The sequence below is a fragment of the Gemmatimonadales bacterium genome (assembly GCA_041390145.1).
Taxonomy (GTDB): Bacteria; Gemmatimonadota; Gemmatimonadetes; order Gemmatimonadales; family GWC2-71-9; genus SPDF01.
In genome coordinates this window covers 107,762-120,681 of sequence record JAWKQM010000004.1, presented here as the reverse complement: position 1 = coordinate 120,681, position 12,920 = coordinate 107,762, and the positions used below count along the sequence as shown (strand labels likewise).

The 12,920-nt window shown below is 69.3% G+C and carries 13 protein-coding genes; 3 read left to right on the top strand and 10 right to left on the bottom strand.

Going from position 1 to position 12,920, the window contains the following annotated elements; translation table 11 throughout:
• Positions 1-78 precede the first annotated feature (78 nt).
• From R2910_04005 to R2910_03995, 3 genes are read left to right on the top strand one after another with little or no spacing between them, the layout of a single operon-like run.
• Positions 79-1,140 carry a DUF1611 domain-containing protein gene (locus R2910_04005; protein ID MEZ4412130.1) on the top strand — a complete coding sequence of 354 codons (1,062 nt, stop codon included), beginning with the start codon at positions 79-81 and terminating at the stop codon, positions 1,138-1,140.
• A 13-nt stretch (positions 1,141-1,153) separates the two neighbouring features.
• Complete coding sequence (locus R2910_04000) at positions 1,154-1,636, top strand: hypothetical protein (GenBank protein ID MEZ4412129.1); 483 nt, start codon at positions 1,154-1,156, stop codon at positions 1,634-1,636.
• An 8-nt stretch (positions 1,637-1,644) separates the two neighbouring features.
• Positions 1,645-2,124, top strand: a complete 480-nt coding sequence (locus R2910_03995; GenBank protein MEZ4412128.1) for a hypothetical protein — start codon at positions 1,645-1,647, stop codon at positions 2,122-2,124.
• On the opposite strand, the gene ccoS is transcribed toward R2910_03995, so the two are convergent.
• The 10 genes from ccoS to R2910_03945 are packed head-to-tail and all read right to left on the bottom strand — an operon-like array spanning position 2,096 to position 12,886.
• Complete coding sequence (gene ccoS / locus R2910_03990; protein MEZ4412127.1) at positions 2,096-2,278, bottom strand: cbb3-type cytochrome oxidase assembly protein CcoS; 183 nt, start codon at positions 2,276-2,278, stop codon at positions 2,096-2,098. The two genes, R2910_03995 and ccoS, sit on opposite strands and share 29 nt — an antisense overlap.
• Positions 2,275-4,695: a heavy metal translocating P-type ATPase gene (locus tag R2910_03985; GenBank protein ID MEZ4412126.1), complete on the bottom strand. Its 2,421-nt coding sequence runs from the start codon at positions 4,693-4,695 to the stop codon at positions 2,275-2,277. The genes ccoS and R2910_03985 overlap by 4 nt, the downstream gene beginning before the upstream one ends.
• On the bottom strand, positions 4,682-5,386 hold the full coding sequence (locus tag R2910_03980) for a sulfite exporter TauE/SafE family protein (GenBank protein MEZ4412125.1): 705 nt from the start codon (positions 5,384-5,386) through the stop codon (positions 4,682-4,684). The genes R2910_03985 and R2910_03980 overlap by 14 nt, the downstream gene beginning before the upstream one ends.
• A complete protein-coding gene (locus R2910_03975; protein ID MEZ4412124.1) occupies positions 5,383-5,868 on the bottom strand; it encodes a FixH family protein in 486 nt (161 codons plus the stop codon). The genes R2910_03980 and R2910_03975 overlap by 4 nt, the downstream gene beginning before the upstream one ends.
• Positions 5,865-7,316 (bottom strand): cytochrome c oxidase accessory protein CcoG, encoded by a 1,452-nt coding sequence (gene ccoG / locus R2910_03970; protein ID MEZ4412123.1) that lies wholly within the window; start codon positions 7,314-7,316, stop codon positions 5,865-5,867. The genes R2910_03975 and ccoG overlap by 4 nt, the downstream gene beginning before the upstream one ends.
• Before the next feature lie 16 nt (positions 7,317-7,332).
• Positions 7,333-7,917 (bottom strand): cbb3-type cytochrome c oxidase N-terminal domain-containing protein, encoded by a 585-nt coding sequence (locus tag R2910_03965; protein ID MEZ4412122.1) that lies wholly within the window; start codon positions 7,915-7,917, stop codon positions 7,333-7,335.
• Positions 7,914-8,117 carry a cbb3-type cytochrome c oxidase subunit 3 gene (locus R2910_03960; protein ID MEZ4412121.1) on the bottom strand — a complete coding sequence of 68 codons (204 nt, stop codon included), beginning with the start codon at positions 8,115-8,117 and terminating at the stop codon, positions 7,914-7,916. Before R2910_03960 ends, R2910_03965 begins: the two co-directional genes overlap by 4 nt.
• Before the next feature lies 1 nt (position 8,118).
• A complete protein-coding gene (ccoN, locus tag R2910_03955; protein ID MEZ4412120.1) occupies positions 8,119-10,299 on the bottom strand; it encodes a cytochrome-c oxidase, cbb3-type subunit I in 2,181 nt (726 codons plus the stop codon).
• 29 nt (positions 10,300-10,328) lie between these two features.
• Positions 10,329-12,194 carry a heavy metal translocating P-type ATPase gene (locus R2910_03950; GenBank protein ID MEZ4412119.1) on the bottom strand — a complete coding sequence of 622 codons (1,866 nt, stop codon included), beginning with the start codon at positions 12,192-12,194 and terminating at the stop codon, positions 10,329-10,331.
• Positions 12,191-12,886, bottom strand: a complete 696-nt coding sequence (locus R2910_03945) for a response regulator transcription factor (GenBank protein MEZ4412118.1) — start codon at positions 12,884-12,886, stop codon at positions 12,191-12,193. Before R2910_03945 ends, R2910_03950 begins: the two co-directional genes overlap by 4 nt.
• Between the last annotated feature and the right edge of the window lie 34 nt (positions 12,887-12,920).

Sequence of the window (12,920 nt, the reverse complement as noted above, 5' to 3'; positions counted from 1 at the left end):
AGGGGGTTCCCCTTCCACGCCCCTCGTTGCATCGGTAGCTTTGTTCATCTTCCACCCCGGCTGCGAGCACCCATTCCGATGAGCGCCCCCCGCTTCCTGATCCTGGCCGACCGAGACTTCGGCCCCCTCACCTCGAAGACCGCCAACTCGATCATCCGGTATTTGCCCGACCGGACGGTGGCCGTGCTGGACAGCCAGCTCGTCGGCAAGACGGCGCAGGATATCCTCGGCTACGGCGGTGCCATTCCGGTGGTCGGCACCATGCGCGAGGGCCTGGCGTTCAAACCCGACGCGGTGCTGATCGGAATCGCCCCGGTGGGCGGGCGGCTGCCCGAACAGTGGCGCACCTGGCTGGCCGAGGCACTGGACGCCGGGTGCGACATCTGGAGCGGGCTGCACAGCTTCCTGGCCGACGACCCGATGCTGGTCGAGCGGGCCCGGGCCAGCGGCGCCAGGCTCCTCGACCTGCGCAAGCCTCCGGCCGATATTCCCGTCTCAAGCGGCCTCGCCAAGGACGTGGACGCCCTCGTGGTGCTGACGGTCGGCACCGACTGCAACGTCGGCAAGATGACGGCCCAGCTCCAGCTGGTGAAGGAGCTCAAGGCGCGCGGCCAGCGGACCACCTTCGTGGCCACCGGACAGACCGGGATCATGATCGAGGGATGGGGCATCTCCGTCGATGCGGTGGTATCGGACTTCACCGGGGGCGCCGCCGAGCAACTCGTGCTGCAGGGGAGCAAGGATGCCGACATCGTGCTGGTGGAGGGGCAGGGGAGCATCAATCACCCCGGCTACAGCGGCGTCACGCTGAGCCTGCTTCACGGCTCCTGCCCCGATGCGCTGATCCTCTGCCACCAGGCAAGTCGGAAGCATGTGGGCGACTACCGGGCGGGGGCGTGGGTCAAGATCCCGCCGCTCACCGACTACATCCGCTGGTATGAGGACATCGGGTCCGCGGTGCACCCGACCAAGGTGATCGGCATCAGCCTCAACACCTACGACCTCGACGACGTCTCGGCAAAGGCGGCCATCGCGAAGGCGGCCAGGGAGACGGGATTGCCTTGCACCGACCCGGTGCGGTTCGATTCGGCGCCGTTGATCGACGCCATCCTGGCGGCGCGGAGCACGCTCACCAAATAGCCGCGAGAGCCCTATGATCCAGACGCGCTGGTGGTTGGCACTCCTCGTCCTGGTCACGATGGTTCACCTCCCAGGCTCGGCCTCCGCGCAGGATGCCGCCGTCAAGCGCGACAGCGCCGTGGCCAGGCTCAACACCGGCCAGCAGATCCGGATCAGCGGCGAGGCGATGAGCCGGCTCGTCGGCAAGGCGGGGGTCGCGTTGAATGACACCCTCGACTTCGCACAGGACGACGCCGTCCGTCGGATTCCAATTCAGGCCATCGACACGCTGTGGGTGCAGGGCCGGGCGACCTCGACCGGCATGGTCATCGGCGGCGTCACCGGGCTCGTGATTGGGATTCTCGCCGCGGCCGTTGCGCCAGGACTCTGTGAGTACGACTGTGACACCTCCGGCGGGGAGGTTGTCGGAGTGATGGTGGTTGGTGCCGTGGCCGGCGGTGGCCTCGGCGCCCTGATTGGGGCCGCCTTTCCCAAGTGGAAGCGGAAGTACCCGTGAGGGGTTACGTGGCAGCCCTCGCCCTGAGTTGTCTCGCGGCACCGACGCCGATCGCCGCCCAGGGGATCGGCCTGGCGCAATTGCAGGGTGGCGTGGCGTTCACGAACGGGGCGCTTGAGAACGACGTCCTGGCTGGCGGCCGAGCCGCGCTCGGCTTTCGCAGCGGGCATTTCGTGTTCGGCCCGGAGGTCGGGTACTACGGTCTCGGCGCGGAGACCCACCTCACGACGCTCGGTGCCTTTGTGCGGTATGGAGCCCGGACCAGCACGGGGTGGTATGGCATCGCGGGACTCGGGTATCAGGGCCCGGGCACCTCGGGCGGTGGCGAGAGCCTCTTCGGCGCCGGGGTCGGTGCCGGGTGGTCAGGCGGGCATGCGGGACGCAGCGGCCCCTCGGCCGAAGCGCGGTACCTGTTCAGCCTGCAGGACATCGGCAGTGAAATGTTTGCGGGATTGCTCCTCACCGTTGGGTGGGAGTTCCGCTGGTAGGGGAGGGTGGCTGGGCGTCGTCGTCGTGCAGCGCGCGCATCGCCGGCGTCTCGAGGTCGTCGAACTGTCCCTTCCTCGCCGCCCACGCATATGCCGCGATCGCGCCGGCGAGGAGCAGCATCGCGATGGGCAGCACCACATAGAGAACGCTCACCCGTCCCCCTCGAAAGTGCGGCTCCGCCAGGAGGCCAGGACCACGGTGATCGAACTGGCCGGCATCAGGAAGGCCGCCATCAGCGGATTGATCCATCCCCCCATCGCCAATCCCGCCCCGACAATGTTGTAGACAATCGACAACGCCACGTTGCGCTGGATGACGCGCAGGGCGCGCTCCGATCCTTCCATCAGCCGGTCGAGCGCGTCCAGCCCGGGGCGCGAGAGGTAGACGTCGGCCACCGCCAGTGACGCCTCGGCGCCGCCGCGGACGGCCACCCCGACGGTGGCCCGCGCCATGGCCGCGGCATCGTTGACGCCGTCCCCCACCATGACCACCGGGCCGGCCGCCGCGGCCCCTTCGATTTCCTGCAGCTTTCCCTCTGGCGTCACCTCGCCCCGCCAGCCTCCGGCGGCGATGCCGAGGCGGCCCGCCACCGACTCCACGACGTCGGAGGCGTCGCCGGAGAGCAACCGGACCACCCAGCCGCGGTGGCGCAGTCGGTCGACGACGGCCGAGGCATCGGGGCGCAGTGGATCGCCAAAGGCCGCCACGGCCACCACGGTTCCATCCACCGCCACCCAGACAGGGGTATCGGCGGGCGTCAGGTCCGCCGCCGGAGGGGCGCCGGTCGCGTGCGCGCGCACGAATGGCGGCGACCCGACAATGACATCGTGCCCGGCCACATGCCCTTCGATGCCGCCGCCCAGCGTCTGCCGCACGCCGGTCGCGATGGGGGCGGGGAGGTCCGGCCACGCCGCCAGGAAGCCCGTGGCGACCGGGTGACTGGAGTGCCGTTCCAGTGCCGCGACGAGCGGCTTGACGGCGTCGTCGCCGGTCCAGCAGGTGAGCCGGAACTTCCCCTCCGTGACGGTGCCGGTCTTGTCGAGGTACAGCGTGCCGGGCCGGGCCAGCGCCTCGAGCGCATCACCACCCCGGATCAGGATCCCTTGCCGGGCGGCCCGACCGATCGCGACGGTCACGGCCAGCGGCGTGGCCAGGGCCAGCGCGCAGGGGCAGGTCACGATGAGCAGGGCGATGGCGTAGTCGAGCGCCGCATCCGGGGAGACGCCGTGCCAGTACCACCAGGTGCCGACGGCGAGCAGCAGGACCGTTGCGACGAACCACCCGGCGATGCGATCGGCCAACAGGACGATGCGCGCGCGTCGGCCGGCCCCCGCCGCCACCTCGCGCACCAGGCGACCGACACGGCTCTCCTCGCCGGCCTGCGTGACCTCCATGCGAAGCGCCGCCGCCAGGTTCACGGTGCCGGCCCACGCCTTGGTTCCCGGCTCGGCACGCACCGGGCGTGACTCGCCGGTCAGCAGCGAGAGATCCACCTGCGACGCCCCCTCTGTGACCGTGCCGTCGGCGGGGAAGGTCTCTCCCGCGCGCACTTCGACGATCACCCCCGGCAGCAACGCCTCCGCGGGCACCTCCCTGACGGCGTCGCCGTCGATCAGCCGAGCCACCGACGGGGTCAGGCCGTGCAGCAGGCTCGTCGCGTCGGTGGCAGCCCGCTGCGCGCGCTGCTGCAGGAATCGCCCCACCAGGAGCAGGAACACCAGTGTCGCAACGCCATCGAAGTAGATCGGCCCGGTATCGGTGATGGTGTTGGCCACGCCGCGCGCGAACCCCGCGCCGAGCGCGATGGCGATCGGCAGGTCCATGTGGAGGCGCCTGGTCCGGAAGGATGCGAGCGCCCCCTGGAAGAAGACCCGGCCGGGCCAGATCAGCACGGGCGCCGTCAACAGCAGGCTCAGCCACCGGAAGTACTGCACAAACGCGGGTTCCATTCCGGCAAACCATCCGCTGTAGAGCGCCACCGCCAGCATCATCACGTTGCCCGCGAGCGCGCCGGCGACGCCGATCCGGAGCAGCGCGGTCCGGTCCTCGAGGCGACGCAACTCCTCCACTCGCTGGGCCCGGAATGGGTGGGGCCGGTACCCGAGGGTGTCGAGGAACCCGGCGATTTCGCTGAGCGAGGTGTTCGCCGGGTTCCAGGCGATGCGCGCGAGCGCGCGCCCCACCTCGAGCTCGGCCCGGATCACGCCGGGGACAAGGAGCGGGACTCGTTCCACGAGCCAGACGCAGGAGGCGCAGTGCACGCCGTCGAGGTAGAGCTCGGTGTCGACGGTGCCGTCGGCACGGGCGCGCACGTAGAGATGCTGGAAGGTGGGGTGGTCGAACTCATCGAAGCTGCGGCCGCTTGGCGCCACGGGGGCGAGTCGTTTGTCGGGCAGGTCATAGTATCGATCGAGTCCGCCATCGTGGATGATGGCGTACGCGGTGGCGCATCCGCCGCAGCAGAACGACGGCTGATCGTCGGTACGAACCAGCGCCGCCGGCACCGGAAGGCTGCAGTGCACGCAGGCGGTGCGGTGCGGCGCCTCGGTTGGGGCGCTAGTGGTGCTCATGTGCCGCGGGTGGGTGTGCGGCGGCGTGCGGAGCCTGGAGCTTGCCGGCGACGGTCAGCACGCCGAGCACGAGGAGCAGCGCCGCGGTCACGACCGGGAGACGAGCGCGGAGCGGCCCCGCGGCCCGTTGCGCCAGCGCGCCGACGCCCGCCAGGACGGGAACGGTCCCGGCCCAGAATGCCGCCATCACGACGGCGCCGCCCAGTGCCGACCCGGTGCTCGCCGCCGTGGCCACGAACACGTACAGCCAGCCACAGGGGAGGAGGGCGGTGAGGAGGCCGATGGTGAGCGCGCGAACGGTGGGTGGTTTGCCGGCCAGCCGGGCAATCGCGGCGCTGAACAGCTTCCGGAATCCGGCGGGGGCCGCGGTGGCACCCCGCCCGAATCCCGCGGCGGCCGCGAGACCGGCGAGGCCCCAGAGAATGAGCAGTGTCCCCGCGGCCACCGCGGCCGGGCGGTGGAATCCTGCCAGCCGGCCGGCCAGGTCGAATCCGGCGCCCGCCGTGCCGGCGGCGAGGCCCAGCAGCGAATACGACAGGAGGCGCCCGAGGTGATAGACGGCATGGGTCAGCCGGCTGGGCCGTGCGTCCTGCTGGCCGCTGAAGAAGCAGACGAAGCCGCCGCACATGGCGGCGCAATGCGGACTGCCGAGCAAGCTTGCGCCGAGGACGGAAAGCACCAGGGCGTTCATGGCGCGTGCGGGGTTCCGTTGTCCACCGTGACGCGTTCGACGAAGACGTCGTCGCCGCGCGTGGCGGCGAGGTCGACGCGCCAGAGCCCCTGCGTGGCGGAGGGCACCCTGGCGGCGTAGAGCCCCGGGCCCGAGGGCAGAAGCCGCACCTGGAACACGTTGGCACCATGCGCATTGTGACTGAGCGCGGCGCGAACGTCGGCGGAGTCAAGCGGGGTGCCATTGCGGGCGGCCAGCGTCACGGAGAGCGTTGCCTGCCCGGCGTCCGGCGGCGCGAGGCGCACGTCGGCGGCCCAGCCGAGCGCGTCGCTCCGCTGTCCGCGCGCCACGGTGGAATCCCAGTCGATTGCGCGCTGATAGTAGTCGGGTTCTACCGCGAAGGAACTGTCGTGGTTGGCGGTCCAGTAGATGGCGACGTTCGCCGCGACGGTGATGGCGAGCACGGCCACGAGGGCGGCGGGCCAGAGCTTGGCGCTGTTCACGGGGTGGCGTTCTCCGCAGGCGCGATGGCGACCGGAGCATGGTCGTCGTCGTGCTCCCGTTCCGGGCCGACCAGCTCAAAGGGGATCTCCACGGTGAAGTCGGCGCCGTCGGTGACGCGAATCGTGGAGGGCACGCGGTCGTCCTCGAAGCGCTCCTCAGGAACGACCACGAAGATGCTGGTCTCCACCGTCTTGTCGCCGGGCACCGCGACCGGGTTTTGCGGCGCAATGAGCGAGGCGCCTGCCACCCCGGACACCTCAAGGCGGTAGGTGCGTTCCGCGGCGTCGCGGTTGGTGATCTTCACCCGGATCTGGTTGACGACGCTGCCGTTCGGCTGCCGGGTGAACGGCGCACCGGCGCCGCGGAGGAGCGTGACGTCGGTGTCCGCCTTGGTGCTGAGGTTGAAGCCGAGCAGCCCCACCGCCACGGCGAGCGCAAGCGGATAGAGCACCACGCGGGGGCGCAGGAACCGGCTCGGCAGGCCCTCGACGGTGTTCTGCGAGGTGTAGTGGATGAGGCCGCGTGGCTTGCCGACCTTGTCCATGATGGCGTCGCAGGCGTCGGCGCACTGGGTGCAGTGGATGCACTCCATCTGCAGCCCGTCGCGGATGTCGATGCCGGTCGGACAGGTGAGGACGCAGGCGCCGCAGTCGATGCAGTCCCCGGCGCCCTCCGGACGGCCCTTGACCTTGAGGGTGCGCGGCTCGCCCCGCCTCGGTTCGTAGCCGACGATGAGCGACTGGCGGTCGAGCAGGACCGACTGCAGGCGGCCGTAGGGGCAGGCGACCAGGCAGGTCTGCTCGCGGAAGTAGGCGAAGTCAAAGAAGATCAGCGCCGTGGTCCCCGCCATGATCAGGAAGGAGGTCGGGTGCTGAAGGGGCGACTGGCGCACCCACACGACGAGCTGGTCGATGCCGACGAAGTAGGCGAGGAAGGTGTGGGCAAGGAAGAGGGCCAGGACCAGGTACACGCCGTTCTTGGCGACCCGCCGGAGATGCACGCCGCCCGCCTTGTCGAATCCGATGGAGCCGCTCCGGCCCCCCTCAAAGAGCCGCTCGATCGGGCGGAACAGGAACTCCATGTACACCGTCTGCGGACAGGCCCAGCCGCACCACACCCGGCCGAAGAGCGCCGTGAGCAGGAAGATGGAGATGGCGATGCTCATCAGCAGCAGCATGAAGAGCAGCGTGTCGGTGGGCAGGAAGGTGTAGCCGAGCAGCGTGAACTGCCGGTGCGGCACGTCGAGGAGGACGAGCGGCTTGCCGTTCATCCGCAGGTACGGGATCAGGAAGAACACCACCATCAGGCCGTAGGCCACCACGCGCCGGATCCGCCAGAAGCTCCCGGGCGAGAGTTTCGGGCGAATCCAGCGGCGGGATCCATCTTCGTTGAGAGTCGCCAGCACCCGCCCGGGGGCGGTGGGGTGGGACGCGTTCGTGGTGCTCATCTGGTTCAGCTGCTCCTCAACTCCCGCTGGGCGGGGGGGCGTCGGCGGCGGTCCCCTCCGGCGCTTTTGGCGACGCCGGGGTGGTGCCCTGCAGGGAAATGACGTAGGCCACCACGGCGGTGACCTCGTCCGGCTTCAGGCTCTGGCCCCAGGCCGGCATGCCCTTGGCGAGGACGCCGTCGTGCACGGTCGTGTAGATCTGTTCCGGGGCGCCGCCGTGGATCCAGAAATTGTCGGTCAGGTTGGGCCCGATGATGCCGCCGCCGTCCGCGGCGTGACAGGCGACGCAGTAGGCGCCGAAGACCGTCTTGCCGGTGGCGAGCGTCGAGGGGTCCTTGCTCATGGCCAGCAGCTGCTCGGCGCCGGCGGCGCTGTGCGGCACCGGCGGGAACTCGGCGGCGGCCGCCGCCACCGAGGCGTTGTAGTCCGCGATGCGCCCCTTGCCCACGCCGATGCCAGGCACGTTGAACCAGTAGAGCGCGGCCCAGACGATCGAGCCCCAGAAGATGTAGAGCCACCAGCGCGGCATCGGGTTGTCGTATTCCTGGATGCCATCGTAGTCGTGCTCCAGCAGCCGGTCTTCATCGTGCGAGGCGCTCATGACGCATCTCCTCGGCCTTGGCGCGGTGATTGTGGGTGAACGTCATCCAGCGGCATGCGGCTGGCCTCGTCAAACTCCTTGCGGCGCGACGGCGCGAACACCGACAGGGTGATCAGGAGGAACGCGATCAGGAAGATGACCAGCGCGATTTCCGCATAGTGGGACAGGCCGGCGTTGCTCATGATGTCGGAGAGGCGCATCTCACGGCGCTCCCGCGGCGCCCGCCGCTGCGGGGGCGCTGATGTCGCGCCCCAGCCGCTGGAGATAGGCCACCATCGCGACGATCTCCTTGTCAGAGAGGTCCGCGGGTCCACCCTGCGCGGCGATGGACTGCCCGATGGCCTCCGCCTGCCGGCGGGCCATGCCGGGGGCGTCGTTGACGGCTTCACCGTAGGGGACGCCGAGCATCACCATCGCGTCCACCTTGCGCTGGATGCCCTCGAAATCGAGCTGGTTGGTCAGCATCCAGGGGTACCCCGGCATGATCGACTTGGCCTCCAGGTCCTTCGGGTGGCGCATGTGCCGGACGTGCCAGAGGTCGGGGTACTTGCCGCCCTCCCGCGCCAGGTCGGGCCCGATGCGGCGGGAGCCCCACAGGAACGGGTGGTCATAGACGAACTCGCCCGGCTTCGAGTACTCGCCGTACCGGTCGGTCTCGTAGCGCAGCGGCCGGATCATCTGCGAGTGGCAATTGAAGCACCCCTCGCGGATGTAGATGTCGCGCCCCGCGAGTTCGAGCGGCGTGTACGGCTTGACCGACGCGATCGTCGGGACGTTCGACTTGATGAGGAAGGTCGGGATGATCTCGAAGAGCGAGGCCACGAGCACCGCCACCGTCACCAGGATGGTGAAAGTGAGGGGGAGCCGCTCCCAGGTGCGGTGCCAGGCCGCCTGGACGAACCGTGCCAGGACGCCGGCGGGACGGGAGGCGGTCAGTTCCTCGTAGTCGCCGAGCGGCGCGGCCTGGATGACCGGCTCCTCGTAGGTGGCCGGACGCGCCATCCAGGTCTTGAGCAGGTTGTAGCCGAAGAGCACCATGCCCGCCAGGTACAGCGTGCCACCCGCCACGCGCACCCAGTACATGGGCATGAGGCGCATCACCGTCTCGATGAAGGCGGGGTACTCGAGCCGGCCGGTCACGTCGTAGGCGCGCCACATGAGGCCCTGCGTGAGGCCGGCGCTGTAGATGGCGGTGGCGTAGAGGATGATGCCGAAGGTGGCGAGCCAGAAGTGCACCTCGGCCATCTTGACGCTGTGCAGCTTCGCCTGGAAGAGCCGCGGGGCGAGCCAGTACACCATGCCGAAGGTCAGCAGCCCGTTCCATCCGAGGGCGCCGGTGTGGACGTGCGCGATGATCCAGTCGGTGTAGTGCGCCAGGGCGTTGACGCTGCGCACCGAGAGCATCGGGCCCTCGAAGGTGGACATGCCGTAGGCGGTGATGGCGACCACGAAGAACTTCAGGATCGGGTCTTCCACCACCTTCTTCCACGCGCCGCGCAGGGTCATCAGGCCGTTGATCATGCCGCCCCAGGAGGGCATCCAGAGCATGATGGAGAAGATCATGCCAAGCGTGGACGCCCACTCCGGCAGGGCGGTGTAGTGCAGGTGGTGCGGGCCGGCCCAGATATACAGGAAGACGAGAGTCCAGAAGTGCAGGATGGACAGCCGGTAGCTGAAGATCGGCTTGTCCGCCGCCTTGGGGAGGAAGTAGTACATCAGCCCGAGGAACGGCGTGGTCAGGAAGAAGGCCACGGCGTTGTGGCCGTACCACCACTGCATGAAGGCGTCCTGGACGCCGGCGTAGATCGAGTAGCTCTTCAGGATCCCGGCCGGCACGACCAGGTTGTTGAAGATGTGCAGGATGGCGACGGTGATGATGCTCGCGATGTAGAACCAGAGGGCGACGTAGAGGTGCCGCTCCCGTCGCTTCGCGATCGTCCCGAAGAAGTTGATGGCGAAGATGACCCAGACGACGGCGATCAGGATGTCGATCGGCCACTCGAGCTCGGCGTATTCCTTGGCCTGGGTGAACCCGAGGGGCAGGGTGATCGCCGCCAGCACGATAATCAGCTGCCATCCCCAGAAGTGGAGCGCGCTCAGCACGTCGCTGAACATGCGCGTCTTGAGCAGGCGCTGGGACGAGTAGTACACGCCGGTGAAAATGGCGTTGCCCGCGAACGCGAAGATGACCGCGTTCGTGTGCAGGGGGCGGAGCCGCCCGAAGCTGAGCCAGGGGATGTCGAGGTTGAGGGCCGGCAGCGCCAGTTGGGTGGCGATGAGCAGCCCGACCGTCATGCCGATCAGGCCCCAGACGAAGGTGGCCCAGAGGAACTTCCGCACGATGGCGTCGTCATAGCGGAATGATTCCAGCTGTGGATTCATGGAGGCTCCCGGAACTGCGTGTGGTGGTCTCAGGCGACCGCCCGAGGTGAATGCGCCGGGGCCGGTGCCGCGGCCCGCAGCGCGTTGAGAATCACGGCAATATCGATCACTTCCTGCAGGACGGCGCCCGCGATCGGTGGAATGTAGCCTGCCGCGGCGACGACCATTGCGGCGCCACTGAGCCCCAAGCCCGCCCAGATGCTCTGGCGCGCAATGCGCATGGTCCACCGGCTGGTTTCGATCGCGTCCGCCACCCGGCCCAGGTCGTCGGCGAGAATGACGATGTCGGCCGCTTCCGCGGTAATCCCGCCACCGTGCGAGGCGAGCGCGATGCCCACCGTGGCGGTGCTGAGCGCGGGAGCGTCATTGGTGCCGTCGCCCACCATCACGACCTTCTGCCCGCCGGCCATGGCCGACTCGACGAGCGCCACCTTGTCGTGGGGCAGCAGGTCGGCGTGCGCCTCCGTGAACCCGAGTTTGGCGCTGAGGGCCTCGACGTTTTCCTTCCGGTCGCCGGAGAGCAGCGCAATCCGGGTGATCCCGAGGCCGGAGAGCCGCCGCAGCAAGGCCGCCGCCTCAGGCCGGAGGGCGTCGGCAAACTCCAGGAACCCGGCCGCCGCGCCGTCCACCGCGACATACGCCCGAAGTGCCGCCCGGTCACCGTCGGCGGCGTTCAGCGCCTCGACCGCTGCCGGTGCGAGCCGCCGCACGTACTCACGCGCGCCAACCACCACCATCCGTCCCTCGACACGTCCCGCCACGCCCTCACCGGGCGCTTCGCGAATCTCCGACGCGGCCGGCAGGCCGACACCCCGGGTACGGGCCCCGTCCACGACCGAGCGGGCCAGGAGATGCCCCGAACCGTGCTCCACGGCGCCGGCGAGGGCGAGCAGCGTCGACTCGGTGAAGGGCGACACCGCCACGATCCGGGCGAGCGCAGGGCGGCCGACCGTCAGCGTGCCCGTCTTGTCGAACATCGCGACCGACACGCCGCCAAGCTGCTCGAGCGCCCCGCCGTTGCGGATGACGATCTGCTGCCGTGCGGCCCGGTTCAATCCCCCGATGATGGCCACCGGGGTGGCCAGGATGAGGGGGCAGGGGGTCGCGACCACCAGCACCGCCAGCACCCGCACCGGGTCGAACGAAATGAGGTAGGCCACGAGGCACACCGCAAGCGTAAGCGGCGTGAACCAGATGGCGTACCGGTCGGCCAGCCGCTGGAGAGGGGCCTTCTCCGCCTGGGCCGACCGAACCAGCTCGACGATCCGCGCATAGAGGCTCTGCGACGCGAGCGCCTCGGCGCGCAGCGTGAGGGGGCTTTCCCCGTTGACGGAGCCGCTGGGAAGCCGGGTGCCCGGCCCGGCGCTGACCGGGACCGGTTCGCCCGTCAGCCGGGAGACGTCCACGTGCGAAGCGCCGACCGTGACGACCGCATCGCAGGGGACCATTTCCCCCGGCCGGACCAGGAGCAGATCGTCGATGGCCACGGCATCCGCCGCGATGTCCTCCACGGTGCCGTCACCGAGGAGTCGGTGCGCCTCGTGGGGGGCCGCCGCCTCCAGTTCGCGAACCGCGGCGCTGGCCCGGCCCTCCGCAAACCGCTCCAGCGCCTCCCCTCCCGTCTGCATCAGCACGACCACGAGGCCGGCGAGCGGTTCGCCCAGCGGAATGGCCGTGACGATCGCGAGCGTGGCGACGATGTCAGCGGCTGCCCGTCCCCGCAAGAGCCCGCGCAGGGTCTTCCATGCCACCGGAACACCGGTAACCAGCAGTCCCGCCATCCATAGTGAATGGCTCCACCCCGACAGGTCGGGCTGGAGCCGTAGGAACAGCCCCGCAAGGATGAACAGGAGTGCCGCCCCCGGCAGGATCGCCGGGGGCACGCGCCGGGTCACGCGGAGCGGGTCGCCACCGTGTTGGCGGCGCGGAGGCAGAATCCGACGCCCCGCACGGTAGTGATCAGGTTGCCACCGGCGGAGGCGGCGAGCTTCCGGCGAAGGTTGCCGACATGAACATCCACCACGTTGCTCTCAGGGTCGAAATGCATGTCCCAGACCTTTTCGAGCAGGGTGGTCCGCCGTACCACTTCTTCCGGGTGGAGGAGGAAGAACTCCAGGAGCTGGAATTCCTTGGGCGTCAGGTCCAGGGGCTGGTCGTCCAGCCGAACCTCATGACGCAGCCGATCCATGGAGAGGGGGCCGTAGCGGAGCGTCTCGAGGCGCTCGGCGCCTCCGCGCCGGACCAGGGCGCGCATCCGGGCCAGCAGCTCCTCGAACCGGAACGGCTTGGCCAAGTAGTCGTCCGCACCCGCGTCGAGGCCGCGGACCACATCCTCCACCGCGTCCCGCGAGGTGAGCATCAGGATGGGGGTGTTGCGCCCCTCACGGCGAAGCTCCGCCGCGACCTGGAACCCGTTCTTCTTGGGCAACACGACATCGAGCAGGATGACGTCGTACTGGTAGACGTGAGCCAGCATCGTGGCCTCCTCGCCATCCGGCGCGACGTCCACGGTCCAGCCCTCTTCCTTCAGACCCTGTTCGATGAACCCGGCGACCTTCCGGTCGTCCTCCACGACGAGAACTTTCATGATGCTCAAGCTATGAGGAAGGGGTGAACGGTAC

Bases quoted from the DNA above. Each gene is read 5' to 3' on its own strand.
- R2910_04005 (MEZ4412130.1), top strand. From the start codon at position 79: ATGAGCGCCCCCCGCTTCCTGATCCTGGCCGACCGAGACTTCGGCCCC.
- R2910_04000 (MEZ4412129.1), top strand. From the start codon at position 1,154: ATGATCCAGACGCGCTGGTGGTTGGCACTCCTCGTCCTGGTCACGATG.
- R2910_03985 (MEZ4412126.1), bottom strand. From the start codon at position 4,695: ATGAGCACCACTAGCGCCCCAACCGAGGCGCCGCACCGCACCGCCTGC.
- R2910_03980 (MEZ4412125.1), bottom strand. From the start codon at position 5,386: ATGAACGCCCTGGTGCTTTCCGTCCTCGGCGCAAGCTTGCTCGGCAGT.
- ccoG (MEZ4412123.1), bottom strand. From the start codon at position 7,316: ATGAGCACCACGAACGCGTCCCACCCCACCGCCCCCGGGCGGGTGCTG.
- R2910_03965 (MEZ4412122.1), bottom strand. From the start codon at position 7,917: ATGAGCGCCTCGCACGATGAAGACCGGCTGCTGGAGCACGACTACGAT.
- R2910_03960 (MEZ4412121.1), bottom strand. From the start codon at position 8,117: ATGCGCCTCTCCGACATCATGAGCAACGCCGGCCTGTCCCACTATGCG.
- ccoN (MEZ4412120.1), bottom strand. From the start codon at position 10,299: ATGAATCCACAGCTGGAATCATTCCGCTATGACGACGCCATCGTGCGG.
- R2910_03945 (MEZ4412118.1), bottom strand. From the start codon at position 12,886: ATGAAAGTTCTCGTCGTGGAGGACGACCGGAAGGTCGCCGGGTTCATC.